Genomic DNA, 20156 nt, shown 5'->3' with positions numbered 1-20156 from the left:
CCTTGCGATTCTGAAAAATTGCGCACGATACGGCTTAATTGTACACATTCAGTCAGCGATATCACCAATAACCTCAATCACTTCGTTTAACGCCTGTTGTGGTTTTTCACTGTCTAACCAGTGAACCCCCTCCCAACCGCGCAACCAGGTGATCTGGCGCTTCGCTAACTGTCTCGTGGCGCAAACACCTCGATAAACCATTTCATCGTATGAAATCTCGCCTTCAAGATACGACCACATCTGGCGGTATCCCACACAACGAATGGAAGGCATGTCCGTATGCAAATCTCCACGGGCAAAAAGCGCCCGCACTTCTGCTTCAAAATCTGAAGCCAACATCTGATGAAAACGCTGCTCAATTCGTTGATGGAGCAGTTCACGGCTCGCCGGGGCGATGGCGAACTGATGCACCTGATACGGCAGAGCGTCTCCTGACGTTTGCGTCAGTTCCGTTAAAGTTTTACCCGAAATGAAAAAAACTTCCAGTGCCCGGGAAAGCCTTTGCGGATCGTTTGGGTGGATCCGCGCTGCGGCAACCGGGTCAATCTCTTCCAGTTGCCTGTGCAAAACGTCCCACCCCTGCTCTGCCGCCTGCCGCTCAATCTTCGCTCTCACTTCCGGATCGGCCGATGGCAGAGGCGATAACCCCTCCAGCAGCGCCTTAAAGTAGAGCATCGTGCCGCCAACTAACAGCGGTATGCGTCCCGCGGCGGTAATCTCGGCCATCTCAGATAAGGCGTCGCGGCGAAAATCTGCTGCGGAGTAAGCCTGTGCCGGGTCGAGAATATCCAGTAAACGGTGCGGTGCCGCACGCAGTTCGTCTGCGTTGGGCTTCGCCGTGCCGATGTCCATTCCTCGGTAAATGAGGGCTGAATCAACGCTAATCAACTCTACTGGCAAAACTTTACGTAACTCAATGGCTAACGCCGTTTTACCGGAGGCCGTTGGCCCCATTAAAAAAATCGCCTTTGGCAGGCTCGCCTTACTTACATCAGTCATGTTTCAGGGCGGTCATCGCCGTTTTTAAATCAACAGGTTGTAACAAACCACCTGGCGGCGCTTTCACCAGCTGTGGACAGAGGCGTTCCACCTCTGCCAGAACGGTAATCGCCTGCGCCATACTCCACGGCGAATGTTCGCTGGCCAGATGGCGGGCGATCCACTGCGCGGTATCGGCGGCATCAAACGTCGTTTGCTGCGCCAGGTAGCCTATCAGTTCAGGAATCAAGTTTTGTAAATTTTGTTGGCGTAAGGGTAAAGGCACTGCGCGAATTGTCACATGCTGCGCGTCCAGTACGATTTCAATCCCCATTTCGGCAAGAAGCGCCTGGGCACGCTGCAAAACCCCTGTTTCCTCATGGTTTATTTTCAACCGAACCGGGATCAGTAACGGCTGAGCGCAGGCGGCGTTTTCCCCTGGCGTCAGTTGCGCCTGTTTAAGCCAGCGTTCCGCTACCGGCAACGCCAGCAGCATCAATTTCCCCTCACGTTCAAGCAGTGCCATGTCCGGGGCGACAATCGTCAATACCCGGCCAAAACTCTGGCTATGTCCGTCAAGGGAAGACGGCGATACCTCAATATGTTCTTTCCGTTCCACGGCTGGGGTGTCCAGCAATTTACGGTATAACGCACCTTGCTGCTTTTGATACCCCGGCTGGGCATTTGGGTAGTTGGCGCCCGTCGGGCGCGGTGCGCTTCCCGCTGACGAAAAACGCGGAGCCACTGGTTCGCGCGCGACTGCGGGTTCAGCGAAATGGTTACGTCCGGCCGCCACGCGATTTTCTGGCAGCGATCGCGGTGCAGGAACGTCGTTTTCCAGCGGCAGCGTTGGCTCAGCCTGCTTCTGCAAAACGCTAACGACGCCCTGATAGATAAAATCATGCACCAGACGCGACTGGTGGAAACGCACCTCGTGCTTGGCGGGGTGCACGTTAACGTCAACCTGATGCGGGTCGATCTCCAGATAAAGCACAAAGGCGGGCTGTTGATCGGCGCCGAGCTTATCTTCACAGGCCTGGCGAATGGCGTGGTTAATCAGGCGGTCGCGCATCATGCGACCGTTGACGTAGCAGTACTGAATCTCAGCAAACGCGGCGCTACTGGCGTTCGGATCGGCAACCCAGCCGCGCAGGGCCAAATCGCCATGCTGCCACTCAATGGCCAGCGCTTTTTCCAGGAACGGCGTGCCGCAGATGGCGCCCAGCCGACGCTCCTTTTGCCCGCCTTCCGCCACTGCCCGGTACTGACGCATCACCTTACCGTTATGACTGAGGTTAAGAGTGACATCAAAGCGTGCCAGCGCGATGCGGCGGATGATCTCGTCGATATGTCCGAATTCGGTCTTCTCGGTTCGCATAAACTTGCGCCGGGCGGGCGTGTTATAGAAAAGATCCAGCACTTCAAGCGTGGTGCCTACCGGGTGCGCCGCTGGTTTAACCGTGACGTCCATATCGCGCCCTTCCGCGTAGGCCTGCCAGGCTTCATGCTGGTCGGCCGTGCGGGAGGTCAACGTTAAGCGGGAAACGGAGCTGATACTGGCCAGCGCTTCGCCGCGAAAACCCAGGCTGATAATCGCTTCCAGATCGTCAAGTGACGCAATTTTACTGGTGGCATGACGCGCCAGCGCCAGCGCCAGCTCGTCCTTTTTGATGCCACAGCCGTTATCACGAATGCGGATAAGCTTTGCGCCCCCGCGTTCAATATCGATATCAATGCGGGTCGCCCCTGCATCGAGGCTGTTTTCCACCAGCTCTTTCACCACCGATGCAGGGCGTTCCACCACCTCACCGGCGGCGATTTGGTTCGCGAGCTGCGGCGGTAGAACCTGAATCGGCATGAACTCTCCTTAATTAGTCGCGGTCATCTCACCCGGCAGCGCGGCGCTTGCCGTCTGGGCTGCCCCGCCCTGCGGCGCAGACTGAAGCGGATGCGCGTCAAAGTATTTACGCAGACCGTTATAAATCGCTTCAGCAATTTGCTGCTGATAGCTGTCGCTTCCCAGTAAACGCTCTTCACCGTGATTACTGATAAAACCCGTCTCTACCAGAATCGACGGAATATCCGGCGAACGCAGGACACCGAGGCTCGCATGTTCCGGACGACGCTTATGCAGCGATCCGACGCTTTGCAGCTGGTTGAGTACGTTAGTGGCGACATCATACCCGACGCGCTGAGAATGACCGAACTGTAAATCCAGTACCGCCTGGCTGAGATACGGATCGGCCTGGCTGTTTGCCAGCACATCGCCTGCCCCGCCTAACAGTTCAGACTGCTTCTCGTGCTCTTCAAGCCAGTTCGCCATTTCACTGTTGGCACGACGGTTCGACAGCACCCATACCGACGCGCCGGTGGCGTTACGGTTCGGCGCAGCATCCGCGTGAATCGACACCAGGAAGTTGGCGTTTTGCTTACGCGCCACATCCGAGCGTCCCATCACTGAAATAAAATAATCTCCGTCGCGGGTCATGACCCCTTTAAACATCGGATCGTCATTCAGAAGCGCACGCAGCTTACGGGCAATGGCGATAGTGACGTTTTTCTCCCGCGTGCCGCCCGGGCCAATCGCGCCAGGATCTTGCCCGCCGTGTCCGGCGTCGATGGCGATAATCACTTTGTCGCCACTGACCGGCGTTCGCCGCGCGCTGACCGCCGGACGCGTCACCGTGTTGCTGCTGGTCACGGCGGTAAGTCGGTCATTTTGTGATTTAAACGGATTACGGGCTGGCTCAGACGGCCTTGGGGTATAAACCGGCGCTTCTACGCGTTTTGCTACCACAGGTGCAGGCGGTGGCGGCGGCGGAACATCAGCATTAATGGTAAAAACCACCGTATAACTGGCGCCGTTTTGCTGCTTAACCGCCTTCGTTTTGCCCTTTTCGGTGAGATCGACCACCAGACGCAGAGACTGTGCATCCTTCGGCGTCCCCGAACGGATGCTTTTCACCAGATTGTTGCCGCTGAACTGGAGCGGCAGCCCCTGGATCACCCCGGACTGTTTAATATCGAGCGCCACGCTGCGGCTGTCGATTTGTGAGAAAGCATATTCAGGATCGCCCATAAAGCTGAAGGTAATGCGGGCCTGGCTATCGCCATTCGACACCTGAATATCCGAGAGGCTGGCCGCACCGGCCTGCGCGCACAGCAGAACCGTGGCTGCCAAAATCCAACCTTTAACGCGATTAATCATCCCGTTATCCCTACGCTCAACCGGCTAAACGCGCCAGTAAGGAACAGCCTGATGAGGAAACCGCACTGATGCGCGCCTCACGCCCTTGTGCCTGATAATCCAAGTGAATTTCGACATCCGGGTCAGGCAGCACACCCGCACCTTGTTGCGGCCACTCCACCAGGCAAATGGCGTCGTTGGCAAAGTAATCGCGGATCCCCATAAATTCCAGCTCCTCAGGATCCGCAAGACGATATAAATCAAAGTGGTACACCATGATATTTTCAAGCGTGTACGGTTCTACTAGCGTATAAGTCGGGCTTTTTACGTTCCCGTTATGGCCTAACGCCTGCAAAAAACCACGGCTGAAGGTTGTTTTACCCGCGCCTAAATCACCATACAGATAAATGACGGTCGCCCCCTGACAGGCCTGCGCCACGCGCTTGCCGAGATCTAAAGTGGCTTGTTCATCAGGTAAAGGAATCGCTCGATTAGTCATTTTCTACGTCAATCACATCCGGGTTAACAACACGCCGCAGCGTGCAAAAAAGATCGGTGGCCAGCATACCGCGCGTTCCGTAACGAGCAGCCAGCCTGTCAGCCGCCGCACCGTGGGCCACGCAGCCAGCACAGGCTGCATCATAAAGGGGAAGTTTCTGTCCGAGCAATGCGCCAATGATGCCAGAGAGCACATCACCCATGCCGCCGCTCGCCATGCCTGCATTACCGGCATCAACGATGCCCATCGCATCATCGCTGGCAATAACGGTCCCCGCCCCTTTCAAAACGGCAACACCTCCGTAACGTTTTACCAGACGTTGGGCTGAAAGTAAGCGATCGCTTTCAATTTCTGCCACGCTACAGTTAAGCAGCCGTGCGGCTTCGCCGGGGTGCGGCGTCAGAATGCGATTGTGACGCGTATCCGGGTTTATTGCCAGAAGGTTAAGCGCGTCGGCATCCCAGAGCATCGGCTTACGAAAATTCTCGGCCTTTTGCAGGGCCCGTTTACCCCACTCCTGCTGACCCAGGCCCGGACCAATGACTACCACGTCCGCCCACTCAAGACCCTCTTCAATCGCCTGTGGGGCAAGCTCGTGGACCATCAGCTCCGGCCGCGCGGTAATAATCGGCGGAATGTTTTCGCTGCGGGTCAGCACGCGTACTAATCCGGCACCGCTGCGCAACGCGGCCTCTCCTGTCATGCGAATCGCACCTGCCGTGCCATGATCGCCACCGATAATCAGCAGCCGGCCATGATCACCCTTATGGGATGTGGGGCGGCGCGGAGGCAGCCACTGAGCAAGCAGGGAGGCATCAAAGCGGGTGATGTGGGTATCCTGTCCAGCCAGCCAGTTTTCCAGCCCCAGTGCGTTGTGATGTAACGTCCCCACGACATCCCGCGCTTTACCGGTAAGCAAACCCGGCTTCAGGGCGATAAAGGTCACGGTGTGCGCAGCCTCAATCGACACGCCCGGCGTCGCGCCGGTTTGCGCCATCAGGCCGGAGGGAATATCCAGCGCCACCACCGGGGCGGGGTGCGCATTAGCGTGGGTAATCAGCGCGGCGACGTCATCGCGAGGCGCGCGCATCAGCCCCGTCCCCAGCAGACCATCAACAATCACGTCGACATCCTCGGGCCAGATAATATCAGGCGCATGAATAATGCCCCCCGCATTCAGCCAGGCCTCTCTCGCCATGCCAGCCTCTTCCGGTAGCGGCTTGTCGCTCTCCAGCGCCAGCAGGGTAACGCGCAGCCCCGCCGCCACCGCAAGACGAGCCACCACATAGCCATCGCCACCGTTATTGCCGTGCCCGCACAGAATCAGGTAGTGCGAGGCATCCGGATAAGCCGTGCGCGCTATGTTAAACGCCGCCTCGCCCGCGCGCTGCATCAGTTCATAAAGGGTAACGCCCAGGCTATCTGCGGCCTCTTTTTCGGCCCGACGGAGGTCATCCGCATGCCAGATGGAATGTGGTATACTTGCGGGGTTTTTCTTCACAGTATGGTCCGTCATGTCACAGCCCCTCGATCTCAATGAATTAGCGCAAAAAATAAAACAGTGGGGTGCTGAACTGGGCTTCCAGAAGGTCGGTATTACCGATACCGACCTCTCTGCCAGCGAGCCTAAGCTACAGGCATGGCTGGATAAACAATACCACGGCGAGATGGAGTGGATGGCGCGCCACGGTATGATGCGTGCCCGCCCCCACGAGCTGTTGCCGGGTACGCTGCGCGTCATTAGCGTACGCATGAACTATCTGCCCGCTAACGCGGCCTTTGCGCGCACGCTAAAAAATCCTTCGCTGGGTTACGTCAGCCGATACGCTCTGGGACGTGATTACCATAAACTTCTGCGCAACCGTCTAAAAAAGCTCGGGGAAACCATTCAGCAGCACTGTGTTTCGCTGAATTTTAGACCCTTTGTCGATTCTGCGCCTATTCTTGAGCGCCCGATCGCCGAAAAAGCCGGGCTTGGCTGGACAGGTAAGCACTCACTTATCTTAAGCCGCGACGCGGGCTCATTCTTTTTCCTGGGTGAATTGTTGATTGATTTACCCCTGCCGGTAGACGGTCCGGTGGAAGAAGGGTGTGGCCGCTGCGTGGCCTGTATGACCATCTGCCCAACGGGCGCTATCGTTGAACCCTATACCGTTGATGCGCGCCGCTGTATCTCTTATCTCACCATCGAGCTGGAAGGTGCTATTCCAGAGGAATTTCGTCCGCTTATTGGCAACCGCATCTACGGCTGTGATGACTGCCAACTGATTTGTCCGTGGAACCGTTATTCACAGTTGACGGACGAAGAAGACTTCAGTCCCCGCAAGGCGTTACATGCCCCGCAGTTGATCGAACTGTTCGCCTGGAGCGAAGCCTGGTTCCTGAAGGTGACGGAAGGTTCCGCCATACGTCGTATTGGCCACCTGCGCTGGCTGCGTAATGTGGCCGTTGCGCTGGGTAATGCCCCATGGGATGAAGCCAATCTTCAGGCGCTCGAAAGCCGCAGAGGTGAGCACCCACTTCTTGATGAGCACATAGAATGGGCGATTGCGCAGCAAATTGAGAAGCGAAATGCCGGCGTGGTTGAAGTGCAGTTACCGAAGAAACAGCGCCTGGTCAGGGTGATTGAAAAAGGGCTGCCACGGGATGTGTGATATATTCACAGGCTGTGAATAAAAATAAGAATTCAGGCGCCATAAGGTTTAGCAAACAGGTCAAGTGATCTCAATAACATTTTGAAATCAAATTTTCTTCATAGATTACAGTTAATTACGAAGATATTATTCACCCTGCTAACATTTTGTACAACTGGGATTTATCACAGTTTCTGTGGATAACTCTGTTTACAAGAGTGTTTCAGATACAATAGAAAACGTCCCCAACGAAGCATTTCGCTGTGGATAATTTAGGAAAGAAGAAGAATTTGGAGCGGGAAACGAGACTCGAACTCGCGACCCCGACCTTGGCAAGGTCGTGCTCTACCAACTGAGCTATTCCCGCTTGGGTATTCTGGTGCTGTGCGTATCTTGCGATACTTTCAAATTTTGGAGCGGGAAACGAGACTCGAACTCGCGACCCCGACCTTGGCAAGGTCGTGCTCTACCAACTGAGCTATTCCCGCTTGGGTGTTCTGGTGCTGGCGTATCTTGCGATACTTTTCAAATTTTGGAGCGGGAAACGAGACTCGAACTCGCGACCCCGACCTTGGCAAGGTCGTGCTCTACCAACTGAGCTATTCCCGCAAATCTGTACTGCTTTTGTTGCTGTCGTAACGTGTAATTCTCTGTCGTTACGGGAGGCGCATTATACGAGAAATCCGTTTAGCTGCAACCCCCCTCAAAGCGATTTTTTTGAAATTCAGTTCAAGTGCTTATTTAATCGGCAAGCTGAACAATTTAGCGACAAAAACCCGGCCACGCAAGGCGCCGGATCGCAAAATTAAAGCTTAATAAAGTTTTCGCGATAGTACGCCAGCTCCGCAACAGACTCACGGATGTCGTCCATTGCCTGGTGCGTCCCCTGCTTTGTGAAGCCGTCGAGAATTTCCGGTTTCCAGCGGCGGGCCAGCTCTTTTAAGGTGCTCACATCCAGATAGCGGTAGTGGAAGTAGGACTCCAGCTCCGGCATGTACTTAAACAGGAAACGACGATCCTGCCCAATGCTGTTGCCACAGATAGGCGATTTTCCTGCCGGCACCCACTGCTTCAGAAACTCAAGCGTCGCCAGCTCCGCTTCGCGGTCGCCCAGAGTGCTGGCCTTCACGCGTTCCACCAGCCCGCTGCCAGTATGGGTACGCACGTTCCACTCATCCATCAGCGCAAGCTGGTCATCGGACTGGTGCACGGCAATCGTTGGGCCTTCCGCCAGAATATTGAGGTTGGCATCGGTGACCAGTGTGGCGATCTCAATAATGCGATCGCGCTCGGGATCCAGGCCGGTCATCTCCAGATCGATCCAAATCAGGTTGTTTTCGTCCGCGCTCATGTTATTTTCCACCCTTCTCGCTTAACCGGCAGTAGCAGGTTAACTAGTATTAATTAGAGTGTATCATAGAGGTTTTGCCCGCTATGGGCGACCAGGAGCCAGCGCGATTGAGTAAAAATAAACTCTCCAAAGGGCAGCAGCGCCGCGTGAATGCAAATCACCAGCGCCGTCTTAAAACCACTACGGAGAAGCCCGATTACGACGACAACCTGTTTGGCGAAGCGACGGAAGGCGTGGTGATTAGCCGCTTCGGTATGCATGCCGATGTCGAGTCTGCCGACGGGGACATCCACCGTTGCAATATCCGTCGCACCATCCGTTCCCTGGTGACCGGTGACCGCGTGGTCTGGCGTCCAGGCAAAGCGGCTGCGGAAGGGGTAACGGTTAAAGGTATCGTTGAAGCCGTACATGAACGCACGTCGGTTCTGACCCGTCCTGATTTCTACGACGGCGTAAAGCCCATTGCCGCCAATATCAACCAGATCGTGATCGTTTCAGCGATTTTACCCGAACTTTCGCTCAACATTATTGACCGTTACCTGGTGGCCTGCGAAACGCTACAGGTTGAGCCGCTCATCGTGCTGAATAAAATCGATCTGCTGGATGACGAGGCCATGGCCTTTGTGAATGAGCAGATGGATATCTATCGCAATATTGGTTATCGCGTTTTGATGGTTTCCAGCCGCACCAAAGATGGCCTGAAGCCGTTAGAAGATGCGCTGACCGACCGCATCAGTATCTTTGCAGGGCAGTCTGGCGTGGGTAAATCGAGCCTGCTTAACAACCTGCTCGGCCTTCAGCAAGAAATCCTGACCAACGATGTGTCGGACGTCTCCGGGCTGGGCCAGCACACCACCACCGCCTCACGTCTCTATCACTTCCCGCACGGCGGCGATGTGATTGACTCCCCGGGTGTGCGTGAATTTGGTCTCTGGCATCTCGAGCCGGAACAAATCTTTAACGGATTTGTCGAATTCCATGACTATATAGGCGCTTGCAAATACCGCGACTGTAAACATGACAACGATCCGGGCTGCGCCATCCGCGAAGCGGTGGAGAACGGTGAAATAGCGGAAACCCGTTTCGAAAATTACCATCGTATTCTCGAAAGCATGGACCAGGTAAAAACGCGTAAAAACTTTTCTGATTCTGATAACTGACAACTAAGCTAAGCGTCGCTAAAATCGTCCCCTTTTTTCAGGTTCCGGCAGCGTACTGCCGGATCAGGAACGACAAAACAATGGCCTGGAGGCTACCTTGTTAAACTCATTTAAACTTTCGCTTCAATACATTCTGCCTAAACTGTGGCTCACTCGCCTGGCGGGCTGGGGCGCGAGCAAACGAGCGGGCTGGCTGACCAAACTGGTCATCGACCTGTTCGTGAAATACTACAAGGTCGACATGAAAGAAGCGCAGAAGCCGGATACGGCAAGCTACCGCACCTTCAACGAATTTTTTGTGCGTCCGCTGCGCGACGAAGTGCGCCCGCTGAATACCGACCCGAACGTGCTGGTGATGCCTGCTGACGGCGTGATCAGCCAGCTGGGTAAAATTGAAGATGACAAAATTTTGCAGGCGAAAGGCCATAACTACAGCCTGGAAGCGTTGCTGGCCGGTAACTACATAATGGCGGATCTGTTCCGCAACGGGACTTTCGCGACCACCTATCTCTCCCCGCGCGACTACCACCGCGTTCATATGCCGTGTAACGGCATCCTGCGCGAGATGATCTACGTGCCGGGGGATCTGTTCTCTGTAAACCACCTGACGGCGCAAAACGTCCCTAACCTGTTTGCCCGTAACGAGCGCGTCATCTGCCTGTTTGATACTGAATTTGGCCCAATGGCGCAGATTCTGGTAGGTGCTACCATTGTGGGCAGCATCGAAACCGTCTGGGCGGGCACCATTACGCCGCCACGCGAAGGCGTGATCAAGCGCTGGACCTGGCCTGCCGGGGAAGAAGAAGGTTCTGTGGCCCTGCTGAAAGGTCAGGAGATGGGACGCTTCAAGCTGGGCTCAACGGTAATCAACCTGTTCGCACCGGGCAAAGTTAACCTTGTCGACGAGCTGGAAAGCCTGTCCGTGACCAAACTCGGCCAGCCTCTGGCAGTATCGACGGAGGTCTTTGCAACGCCAGACGTTGCGCCAGCCCCGTTGCCGGAAGAAGAGATCAAAGCCGAGCACGATGCCAGCCCGCTGGTTGACGACAAAAAAGACGAAGGTTAACAACAGAAGGATCGCTGACGTGCGCCCGATTATCGTATTACTGATGGCCTGGTGCCTCAGCATGGGGGCGTACGCAGCGACGGCCCCCGACGCCAAACAGATAACCCAGGAGCTGGAGCAGGCAAAAGCGGCGAAACCCGCTCAGCCGGAGGCCGTTGAGTCGCTCCAGTCTGCACTGAACGCACTTGAGGAACGAAAGGGTTCTCTTGAGCGCGCCCAGCAATATCAGCAGGTTATCGACAACTTCCCCAAACTCTCTCAGACCCTGCGCTCGCAGTTAAACAGCCTGCGTGATGAACCACGCCAGGTACCCGCAGGGATGACGTCCGAGGCGCTGAATCAGGAGATCCTGCAAGTCAGCAGCCAGCTGCTGGAAAAAAGCCGTCTGGCACAGCAGGAGCAGGAACGGGCGCGTGAAATTGCCGACTCTCTCAGTCAGCTTCCACAGCAGCAAACCGATGCCCGCCGTCAGTTAAATGAGGTGGAACGCCGCATTGGGACGCAGACCGGCAACACCCCGCAGAATCAGGCCCAAAATCTTGGGCTACAGGCGGAATCCGCCAGACTTAAAGCACTGGTTGATGAACTGGAGCTGGCACAGCTTTCTGCTAACAACCGCCAGGAGCTGTCACGGATGCGTTCGGAACTGGCGCAGAAGCAGAGCGAACAGCTGGATGCGTATCTCCAGGCGCTGAGAAATCAACTCAACAGCCAGCGTCAGCGTGAAGCTGAACGTGCGCTGGAAAGCACCGAGTTGTTGGCCGAAAACAGCGCTAACCTGCCCGACAGCATCGTCGCCCAGTTTAAGGTTAACCGCGAGCTTTCTGCCGCGCTGAATCAGCAGGCGCAGCGCATGGATTTGGTGGCCTCGCAGCAGCGTCAGGCCACTAATCAAACCCTCCAGGTTCGTCAGGCTCTCAACACGCTGCGTGAACAGTCCCAGTGGCTTGGCTCATCTAACCTGTTGGGCGAAGCGTTACGCGCACAGGTGGCTCGTCTGCCAGAGATGCCAAAACCGCAGCAGCTTGATACGGAGATGGCGCAGCTGCGCGTTCAGCGTCTTCATTATGAAGACCTTCTTAATAAGCAGCCGCAAATCCGCCAGATCCGTCAGGCTGACGGACAGCCGCTCACCGGCGAGCAAAGCCGTATTCTGGAAGCGCAGCTGCGCACCCAACGCGAACTGCTCAATTCCCTGTTGCAGGGGGGCGATACGCTGATCCTCGAACTCACCAAGCTGAAAGTCTCAAACAGCCAGCTGGAGGACGCGCTGAAAGAGGTCAACGAAGCCACGCACCGTTACCTGTTCTGGACCTCCGACGTGCGGCCGATGACCTTCGCCTGGCCGATCGAGATCGTGCAGGATCTGCGCCGCCTCATTTCGCTGGACACCTTCAGCCAGCTGGGTCTCGCCAGCGTGATGATGCTCACCAGTAAGGAGACCATCTTCCCGCTGCTGGGGGCACTGATTCTGGTGGGTTTCAGTATTTATTCCCGTCGCCACTTCACCCGTTTCCTTGAGCGCTCCAGCGCCCGTGTGGGGAAAGTGACACAGGATCACTTCTGGCTGACGCTGCGTACAGTGTTCTGGTCAATTCTGGTCGCGTCTCCGCTGCCGGTGCTGTGGATGACGCTCGGATACGGCCTGCGTGAAGCCTGGCCCTATCCGCTTGCCGTCGCAATTGGCGATGGCGTGACCGCCACCGTTCCGCTGCTGTGGGTGGTGATGATTTGCGCCACGTTTGCGCGGCCAAATGGTCTGTTCATCGCTCACTTTGGCTGGCCGCGTAATCGCGTGGCGCGGGCGATGCGCTATTACCTGATGAGCATCGGGCTGATTGTGCCGCTGATTATGGCGCTGATCATGTTCGATAACCTCAATGACCGGGAGTTCTCCGGCTCGCTGGGACGGCTGTGCTTTATGCTGATCTGCGGGGCATTAGCGGTAGTGACGCTCAGCCTGAAGCGCGCCGGGATCCCGCTTTATCTCGACAAGTCCGGCAGTGGCGATAACATGTTTAACCGTCTGCTGTGGAACCTGCTGCTTAGCGCGCCGCTGGCGGCGATGCTGGCGGCGGCTGTCGGTTATCTCGCCACATCGCAAGCGCTGCTCGCACGACTGGAAACGTCAGTAGCTATCTGGTTCCTGCTGCTGGTGGTCTACCATGTTATTCGCCGCGGCATGCTGATCCAGCGTCGTCGTCTGGCGTTTGACCGTGCCAAACATCGTCGCGCAGAAATACTGGCCCAGCGCGCGCGGGGTGAGGAAGAGCCGAACCACGTCAACAGCACCGAAGGGACTTCAGACGCCGATGACGTCGAACTGGATCTCGATGCGATCAGTACCCAGTCCCTGCGGCTGGTACGCTCAATTCTGATGCTGGTTGCCCTGCTGTCGGTGATCTTCCTGTGGTCGGAAATCCACTCTGCGTTTGGCTTCCTGGAGAACATCTCTTTGTGGGATGTGACGTCGACGGTGCAGGGGGTCGAAAGCCTGGAGCCCATCACCTTAGGGGCCGTGCTGATTGCGATTCTGGTACTCATTATCACCACACAGCTGATCCGTAACTTCCCTGCCCTGCTGGAGCTGGCGCTGTTGCAGCATCTGGATTTAACCCCCGGCACAGGCTATGCGATCACCACCATTACCAAGTATTTAATCATGCTGTTTGGTGGGCTGGTTGGCTTCTCGATGATTGGTATCGAATGGTCAAAACTGCAATGGCTGGTTGCCGCCCTGACCGTAGGCCTGGGCTTTGGTTTACAGGAGATCTTTGCCAACTTCGTCTCGGGTCTGATCATTCTGTTTGAAAAGCCGATTCGAATTGGCGATACGGTGACCATCCGCGATCTGACCGGCAGCGTCACCAGGATCAACACCCGCGCCACCACCATCAGCGACTGGGACCGTAAAGAGATCATCGTTCCGAACAAAGCGTTTATCACCGAGCAGTTTATTAACTGGTCGCTGTCTGACTCCGTCACGCGTGTGGTGCTGACCGTACCCGCTCCGTCGGATGCCAACAGCGAAGAGGTGACGCAGATCCTGTATACGGCTGCTGAACGCTGTTCGCTGGTGATCGACAACCCGCCGCCGGAAGTCTTCCTGGTTGATTTGCAGCAGGGGATCCAGATTTTCGAGCTGCGTATCTACGCCGCCGAGATGGGACACCGTATGCCGCTGCGCCATGAGATCCACCAGCTGATCCTGGCTGGCTTCCGCGAGCACGGAATTGATATGCCGTTCCCACCTTTCCAGATGCGTCTGGAAACGCTGGACGGACGTAAGACGGGAAGAACGTTGACGTCTGCGGCGCGTTCGCGCCCGGCGGGAAGTTTATAATCCATTTCCCCCTCCCTTCCGGGAGGGGTTTTTTCATCCGCTATGCCACTTCTGCCACGCAGGTCATCATGCGGCGGCGGTAGTTCTCATAAATCCCCATTGCCAGCAGCGAGAAGAAGATCGGTCCGCCAACCATCCACAGCGTGCTGCTCCAGTCATTTGCCTCAACCACGGGCTGAATGACGGTAAAGATGTTGGCGAACGCGACGACCAGCACCACAACAGTGGTCGCCAGCAGCGTCGCCATGCGGGTTTTGAAGATCACAAACGGTCGCTCCAGATCCCGCTTCGCCTTAAAGAACGGGAACGCCAGCGCCAGGAATAGGTACGGAAGCGTCATCGATACGTTTGCCATCAGGGTCAGCTTGTTATAGAACGCCGACGCGGTATCGCCGCCGAAGGACACCAGCAGAATGAACACGCACACCAGCATGCACTGCATCCACATTGCGTTGGCAGGCATACCGGCAGCGTTCAGCTGCGTCATACGTGCGGGCCACAGCGCCTTTGGCGTCCCCTGAATAATCGCTTTCAGCGGCGAGTAAATCAGCGTGAAGAACGCGCCAGTATAGGCGAGGAACATCGACAAACCGGTAATCCGCGCAAACCAGATCCCCAGGGTGGCCGACGTTTCCGGCGCGAGATCCATGGCGTTGCCCAGCGTCACCCCCAGGCTTTTCATCAACACGTAGGTAATGTTGCCGAGGTTGGTGGTGTTATTGCTCAGTACCTGCTGCCAGTTGGTGCTGACGCCCCAGAGGAAAATCGCCAGCGAGTAGCCAATGGAAATGACGATGGCGGCAAAGATAATGCCTTTGGCGAAGTTCTTTTCCGGGTTTTCGGTTTTATCGACCAGCCCGCCCACGGCTTCAATTCCACCGTAAGCAAAGATGGCAAACACCACGAAGGAGAGCATGGCCAGCCCGGACTGGTAACCCGGATTAGGCGATGAAACGAAGTTGACTTCCTGTGCGAAATGCCCGCCGTTCAGGCACAGAATAGCGATGCTGACCAGCAGCAGCACCAGGTTCAGGCACATCACGGAAATTCCGCCAACGGCAGTGATACGGGCAATTTTGTTGATGCCTTTCGAGGCCACCAGCGTGACAACCACCATCCAGCACACCGCCAGAATACCGACCACCTGTGTGGAACTCAGCCCCGCCAGAGACCAGACCTGCGTTTTATCCGCACCGAAGAGAAACGTTGAGAACGGCACCCAGACCTTGGCCGCCGTGCTGACCATCCAGACGACATAGGATGAAAACCACATGAACGTACCGATAAACGCATAACGCGGACCGACGCTGTTGTTCATCCACGAATAGATGCCGCCTTCTTCTTTCCTGTACGCCGACCCCATCTCCGCCATCATTAGCGCAAACGGAATAAAGAAGAACAGCGCGGAAACGATATAAAACGGCGTCGCGCTGTAGCCCATCAGATAAAACGCGGACGGGCTATTGGCAAAGCCAAAAACTGACGTAAAAATCATCAGGATGAGCCCGGTAAGGGTCATTTTTTTGAGTGAGTGAGACATATAACCATCCGAAACGGAATTAAACTGCGCGGATGGTAGCAGATGACCAGACAAATATTGTGGCTATCCGAGTCAAATTAAGAAAAAGACCCGTGCATAGAGAAGATAGTAGTTTTTAATGTGGCAGAGTTAAATGACCAAGTAGGCCGGGTAAGCGACAGCGCCACCCGGCAATCCTTTATGCGCGATCGACCGTAAAGGCAATCACATCGCCCAGTTGTTCTGCGCCCAGCGCCAGCATGACCAGGCGATCCACACCCAGCGCCACGCCGGAGCAGTCCGGCAGACCGGCTTTAAGCGCTTCCAGCAGGTTGGTGTCAATCGGCTGCTGCGGCAGACCGCGCGCGTTGCGCTTGCGGTTATCCTGCTCGAAACGCTGTTGCTGTTCGCGCGCGTCGGTCAGCTCATGGAAACCGTTCGCCAGCTCGATGCCTTTAAAGTACACCTCAAAGCGCTCCGCCACGCGGTGATCTTCGGTGCTGATCTGCGCCAGTGAAGCCTGGCTGGCCGGGAAGTGATAGACAAACGTCGGACGATCTTTGCCAATCTGCGGTTCAACACCAAAGGTGAACAGCAGTTGCAGCAGCGTGTCGCGATCCTCTTCGTTATCCGCCACGTTGCTCAGATCCAGTTTTGCCGCCACTTCACGCAGCTGTGTTTTATCAGCCGACAGCGGATCAATTTCCAGATGACGCTGGAAGGCCTGCTGATAGGAGAGCGTTTCAGCTTCCGCGCAATCCAGCACCTGTTGGAGCAGATCGTCGACTTCGTTCATCAGACGATACATGTCGTAGTGCGGGCGGTACCACTCCAGCATAGTGAATTCCGGATTATGGTGTCGGCCCATCTCTTCATTACGGAAGCTACGGCACAGCTGATAGACCGGACCACACCCGGCCGCCAGCAGACGCTTCATATGGTATTCCGGGCTGGTCATCAGATACAGATTCATGCCCTGAGAGTGGCCTGGGCCAACAAAACGGGTTTCAAACGGGACCAGATGAATATCCGTGACCGTCGCCTGACTCATGCACGGCGTTTCCACCTCCAGGACGCCGCGATCCGCAAAGAAGCGGCGGATCTCCGCCATAATTGCTGCGCGCTTTAGCAGGTTTGGAATGGATGCGCTCGGCTGCCAGGTGGCCGTTTCGCTCATGAGTTATTTCTCCGTTTTCAGACAAGGGCACGAAGTCTACTCGCAAGCCGGGGCAGAGACAAATTTTGCACAGTAAAAGCCCCTTTTCATTGCACAGAGAAATACTGTGACGCCATTCATTAATCACGATGATAAATCACCGCACAGAACAGCAAAAAAATCGAACACGTCAAATTTCCCTCACTTCTACGCGGTTATACTGTTTTACCCATAAAGGAGCAGTGGAATCGCTTCCGCAATCGTCCGTTCGGGCAGGTGAACGTCCTTTAGCTCATCACGTTGCGGGAAAACAAAAATCTGGAGGAATGTCGTGCAAACTTTTCAAGCCGATCTTGCCGTAATAGGCGCTGGCGGGGCTGGATTACGCGCTGCAATTGCTGCGGCACAAGCCAATCCGAACGCCAAAATCGCATTGATTTCAAAAGTCTATCCGATGCGCAGCCACACGGTAGCCGCAGAAGGAGGATCCGCCGCCGTCGCGCAGGATCATGACAGCTTCGAATACCATTTCCACGACACGGTTGCAGGGGGCGACTGGCTTTGCGAACAGGATGTCGTTGATTACTTCGTGCACCATTGCCCAACGGAAATGACCCAGCTGGAACAGTGGGGATGTCCTTGGAGCCGCCGTCCGGACGGGAGCGTCAACGTCCGCCGCTTCGGTGGCATGAAGATCGAACGCACCTGGTTTGCCGCCGATAAGACCGGCTTCCACATGCTGCACACCCTGTTCCAGACCTCCCTCCAGTTCCCACAAATCCAGCGCTTTGACGAACATTTCGTTCTCGACATTCTGGTCGACGACGGTCATGCGCACGGACTGGTTGCAATGAACATGATGGAAGGCACGCTCGTCCAGATCCGCGCTAAGGCGGTGGTGATGGCAACGGGCGGTGCGGGCCGCGTATACCGCTACAACACCAACGGCGGCATCGTCACCGGTGACGGTATGGGCATGGCGCTCAGCCACGGCGTCCCGCTGCGTGATATGGAGTTCGTCCAGTATCACCCAACCGGCCTGCCGGGCTCCGGTATTCTGATGACGGAAGGCTGCCGCGGCGAAGGCGGTATTCTGGTCAACAAAAACGGCTATCGCTATTTGCAGGATTACGGCATGGGTCCGGAAACCCCGCTTGGCGAGCCGAAAAACAAATACATGGAACTCGGCCCACGCGACAAAGTCTCTCAGGCTTTCTGGCACGAGTGGCGCAAAGGCAACACCATCTCAACGCCGCGCGGCGACGTGGTACATCTCGACCTGCGTCATCTCGGCGAGAAGAAACTGCTGGAGCGTCTGCCGTTTATTTGCGAGCTGGCAAAAGCCTATGTGGGCGTCGACCCGGTGAAAGAGCCGATCCCGGTGCGTCCAACCGCGCACTACACCATGGGCGGTATCGAAACCGACCAGCAATGCGAAACCCGTATCAAAGGGCTATTTGCGGTGGGTGAGTGTTCCTCCGTCGGTCTGCACGGCGCAAACCGTCTGGGCTCGAACTCGCTGGCTGAGCTGGTGGTCTTTGGTCGCATGGCGGGCGAACGCGCGATGGAGCGTGCCGCAACGGCAGGTGAAGCTAACAGCGCGGCGCTGGATGCGCAGGTTGCAGACATCGAAAAACGCCTGAAAGGCCTGGTGAACCAGGAAGGTAACGAAAACTGGTCGAAGATCCGCGACGAAATGGGGCTGTCGATGGAAGAAGGCTGCGGGATCTACCGTACGCCAGAGCTGATGCAGAAAACCGTCGACAAGCTGGCAGAACTCCAGGAACGCTTCAAGCGCGTGCGCATCACCGACACCTCCAGCGTCTTCAATACCGACCTGCTCTATACCATTGAACTGGGCCACGGCCTGAACGTCGCAGAGTGTATGGCCCATTCCGCCCTGGCGCGTAAAGAGTCCCGCGGCGCGCACCAGCGTCTGGATGAGGGCTGCACCGAACGTGACGACGTCAATTTCCTTAAACATACTCTCGCCTGGCGCGATGCGGATGGTACCACCCGGCTGGACTACAGCGACGTGAAAATCACTACGCTGCCACCGGCGAAACGCGTGTACGGTGCAGAAGCAGAAGCCGCCGATAAGAAGGAGAAGGCGAATGGCTGAGATGCAAAAACTGAAAGTTGAAGTGGTGCGCTACAACCCGGAAGTGGACGCCGCGCCGCACAGCGCTTTCTATGAAGTCCCTTACGACGAGCAAACCTCCCTGCTGGATGCGCTCGGCTATATCAAAGATAACCTGGCCCCGGACCTGAGCTACCGCTGGTCCTGCCGCATGGCAATCTGCGGCTCCTGCGGCATGATGGTCAACAAAGTGCCGAAGCTGGCGTGTAAAACTTTCCTGCGTGATTACACCAAGGGCATCAAGGTTGAAGCGCTGGGCAACTTCCCGATTGAGCGCGATCTGGTGGTCGACATGACCCACTTTATCGAAAGCCTCGAAGCGATTAAGCCGTACATCATCGGCAACCCGCGCACGCCGGATCAGGGGCCAAACACCCAAACGCCCGCGCAGATGGCGAAATACCATCAGTTTTCCGGCTGCATCAACTGCGGCCTGTGCTACGCCGCCTGTCCACAGTTTGGCCTGAACCCTGAGTTTATCGGCCCGGCCGCCATTACCCTGGCGCACCGCTATAACGAGGACAGCCGCGACCACGGCAAAAAAGAACGTATGGCACAGCTTAACGGCCAGAACGGGGTCTGGACCTGCACGTTTGTCGGTTACTGCTCCGAAGTCTGTCCGAAGCATGTCGACCCGGCCGCCGCCATTCAGCAGGGAAAAGTGGAAAGCTCGAAAGACTTTCTTATCGCTACCCTGAAACCACGCTAAGGAGTGCATGATGACGACTAAACGCAAAGCCTACGTGCGACCAATGCCGTCCACCTGGTGGAAAAAACTGCCGTTTTATCGCTTCTATATGCTGCGTGAAGGCACGGCAGTTCCCGCGGTCTGGTTCAGCCTCGAACTGATGTACGGGGTGTATGCCCTCAAGCACGGCCCGGAAGCCTGGGCCAGTTTTGTGGGTTTCCTGCAAAACCCAATCATCGTAGTTCTGAATCTGATTGTGCTCGCAGCCGCGCTACTGCATACCAAAACCTGGTTTGAACTGGCACCAAAAGCAGCGAACATCATTGTAAAAGGCGAAAAAATGGGGCCAGAGCTGGTTATTAAAGGGCTCTGGGCAGTGACGGCAGTTGTCTCTGTGGTCATTCTGTTTGTCGCACTGTTCTGGTAAGGAGACTAC

General features: G+C 56.1%; 15 protein-coding genes and 3 tRNA genes. 7 read left to right on the top strand and 11 right to left on the bottom strand.

Features of this window, described 5'->3' with window-relative positions:
- Positions 1–48: 48 nt before the first annotated feature.
- Genes miaA through nnr form a run of 5 tightly spaced genes read right to left on the bottom strand, consistent with a single transcriptional unit; the run spans position 49 to position 6180 of the window.
- Complete coding sequence (gene miaA, locus ACQG0S_RS02115) at positions 49–999, bottom strand: tRNA (adenosine(37)-N6)-dimethylallyltransferase MiaA (protein WP_048966071.1); 951 nt, start codon at positions 997–999, stop codon at positions 49–51.
- Positions 992–2836, bottom strand: coding sequence for a DNA mismatch repair endonuclease MutL (mutL, locus tag ACQG0S_RS02110; RefSeq protein WP_048966072.1), 1845 nt, complete (start codon positions 2834–2836; stop codon positions 992–994). Before mutL ends, miaA begins: the two co-directional genes overlap by 8 nt.
- Positions 2837–2845: 9 nt before the next feature.
- Complete coding sequence (gene amiB / locus ACQG0S_RS02105; RefSeq protein WP_022646817.1) at positions 2846–4186, bottom strand: N-acetylmuramoyl-L-alanine amidase AmiB; 1341 nt, start codon at positions 4184–4186, stop codon at positions 2846–2848.
- Between the two features lie 16 nt (positions 4187–4202).
- Positions 4203–4664, bottom strand: coding sequence for a tRNA (adenosine(37)-N6)-threonylcarbamoyltransferase complex ATPase subunit type 1 TsaE (gene tsaE, locus ACQG0S_RS02100; RefSeq protein WP_003855970.1), 462 nt, complete (start codon positions 4662–4664; stop codon positions 4203–4205).
- Positions 4657–6180 (bottom strand): bifunctional ADP-dependent NAD(P)H-hydrate dehydratase/NAD(P)H-hydrate epimerase, encoded by a 1524-nt coding sequence (gene nnr, locus ACQG0S_RS02095; protein ID WP_048966073.1) that lies wholly within the window; start codon positions 6178–6180, stop codon positions 4657–4659. Before nnr ends, tsaE begins: the two co-directional genes overlap by 8 nt.
- Between nnr and queG the strand changes: the two genes are divergently transcribed.
- Positions 6179–7318 (top strand): tRNA epoxyqueuosine(34) reductase QueG, encoded by a 1140-nt coding sequence (gene queG / locus ACQG0S_RS02090; RefSeq protein WP_015572463.1) that lies wholly within the window; start codon positions 6179–6181, stop codon positions 7316–7318. The genes nnr and queG overlap by 2 nt on opposite strands.
- Positions 7319–7588: 270 nt before the next feature.
- On the opposite strand, the gene ACQG0S_RS02085 is transcribed toward queG, so the two are convergent.
- The 4 genes from ACQG0S_RS02085 to orn all read right to left on the bottom strand — a co-directional run bounded on the left by ACQG0S_RS02085 (position 7589) and on the right by orn (position 8648).
- A tRNA-Gly gene (locus tag ACQG0S_RS02085) sits at positions 7589–7664 on the bottom strand.
- Positions 7665–7709: 45 nt separating this feature from the next.
- Positions 7710–7785 (bottom strand) — tRNA-Gly (locus ACQG0S_RS02080).
- Between the two features lie 45 nt (positions 7786–7830).
- A tRNA-Gly gene (locus tag ACQG0S_RS02075) sits at positions 7831–7906 on the bottom strand.
- A gap of 196 nt (positions 7907–8102) precedes the next feature.
- Entirely contained in the window at positions 8103–8648 is a 546-nt protein-coding gene (gene orn, locus ACQG0S_RS02070; protein ID WP_003855965.1) for an oligoribonuclease, read from the bottom strand.
- 107 nt (positions 8649–8755) lie between these two features.
- Here orn and rsgA point away from each other — a divergent pair, with 107 nt between their 5' ends.
- The 3 genes from rsgA (at position 8756) to mscM (ending at position 14217) form a co-directional block, all read left to right on the top strand.
- On the top strand, positions 8756–9808 hold the full coding sequence (gene rsgA / locus ACQG0S_RS02065; RefSeq protein ID WP_072202591.1) for a small ribosomal subunit biogenesis GTPase RsgA: 1053 nt from the start codon (positions 8756–8758) through the stop codon (positions 9806–9808).
- 97 nt (positions 9809–9905) lie between these two features.
- Complete coding sequence (gene asd, locus ACQG0S_RS02060; RefSeq protein ID WP_022646813.1) at positions 9906–10874, top strand: archaetidylserine decarboxylase; 969 nt, start codon at positions 9906–9908, stop codon at positions 10872–10874.
- Positions 10875–10893: 19 nt separating this feature from the next.
- Positions 10894–14217, top strand: a complete 3324-nt coding sequence (gene mscM, locus ACQG0S_RS02055; RefSeq protein ID WP_022646812.1) for a miniconductance mechanosensitive channel MscM — start codon at positions 10894–10896, stop codon at positions 14215–14217.
- 40 nt (positions 14218–14257) lie between these two features.
- On the opposite strand, the gene yjeM is transcribed toward mscM, so the two are convergent.
- Complete coding sequence (yjeM, locus tag ACQG0S_RS02050) at positions 14258–15757, bottom strand: glutamate/gamma-aminobutyrate family transporter YjeM (protein ID WP_048965658.1); 1500 nt, start codon at positions 15755–15757, stop codon at positions 14258–14260.
- Between the two features lie 178 nt (positions 15758–15935).
- Entirely contained in the window at positions 15936–16913 is a 978-nt protein-coding gene (gene epmA, locus ACQG0S_RS02045; protein ID WP_003855960.1) for an elongation factor P--(R)-beta-lysine ligase, read from the bottom strand.
- A 310-nt stretch (positions 16914–17223) separates the two neighbouring features.
- On the opposite strand from epmA, the gene frdA reads away from it, so the two are divergent.
- Genes frdA through frdC form a run of 3 tightly spaced genes read left to right on the top strand, consistent with a single transcriptional unit; the run spans position 17224 to position 20147 of the window.
- Positions 17224–19014: a fumarate reductase (quinol) flavoprotein subunit gene (gene frdA / locus ACQG0S_RS02040; RefSeq protein ID WP_023305293.1), complete on the top strand. Its 1791-nt coding sequence runs from the start codon at positions 17224–17226 to the stop codon at positions 19012–19014.
- Positions 19007–19741, top strand: a complete 735-nt coding sequence (locus ACQG0S_RS02035; RefSeq protein WP_022646809.1) for a succinate dehydrogenase/fumarate reductase iron-sulfur subunit — start codon at positions 19007–19009, stop codon at positions 19739–19741. Before frdA ends, ACQG0S_RS02035 begins: the two co-directional genes overlap by 8 nt.
- A 10-nt stretch (positions 19742–19751) precedes the next feature.
- Positions 19752–20147, top strand: coding sequence for a fumarate reductase subunit FrdC (frdC, locus tag ACQG0S_RS02030; RefSeq protein WP_048965659.1), 396 nt, complete (start codon positions 19752–19754; stop codon positions 20145–20147).
- Positions 20148–20156 lie beyond the last annotated feature (9 nt).

The sequence above is a fragment of the Enterobacter cloacae complex sp. 418I7 genome, assembly GCF_050030705.1.
GTDB classification, from domain to species: domain Bacteria; phylum Pseudomonadota; class Gammaproteobacteria; order Enterobacterales; family Enterobacteriaceae; genus Enterobacter; species Enterobacter intestinihominis.
This window is presented reverse-complemented; position numbering and strand designations above follow the sequence as displayed.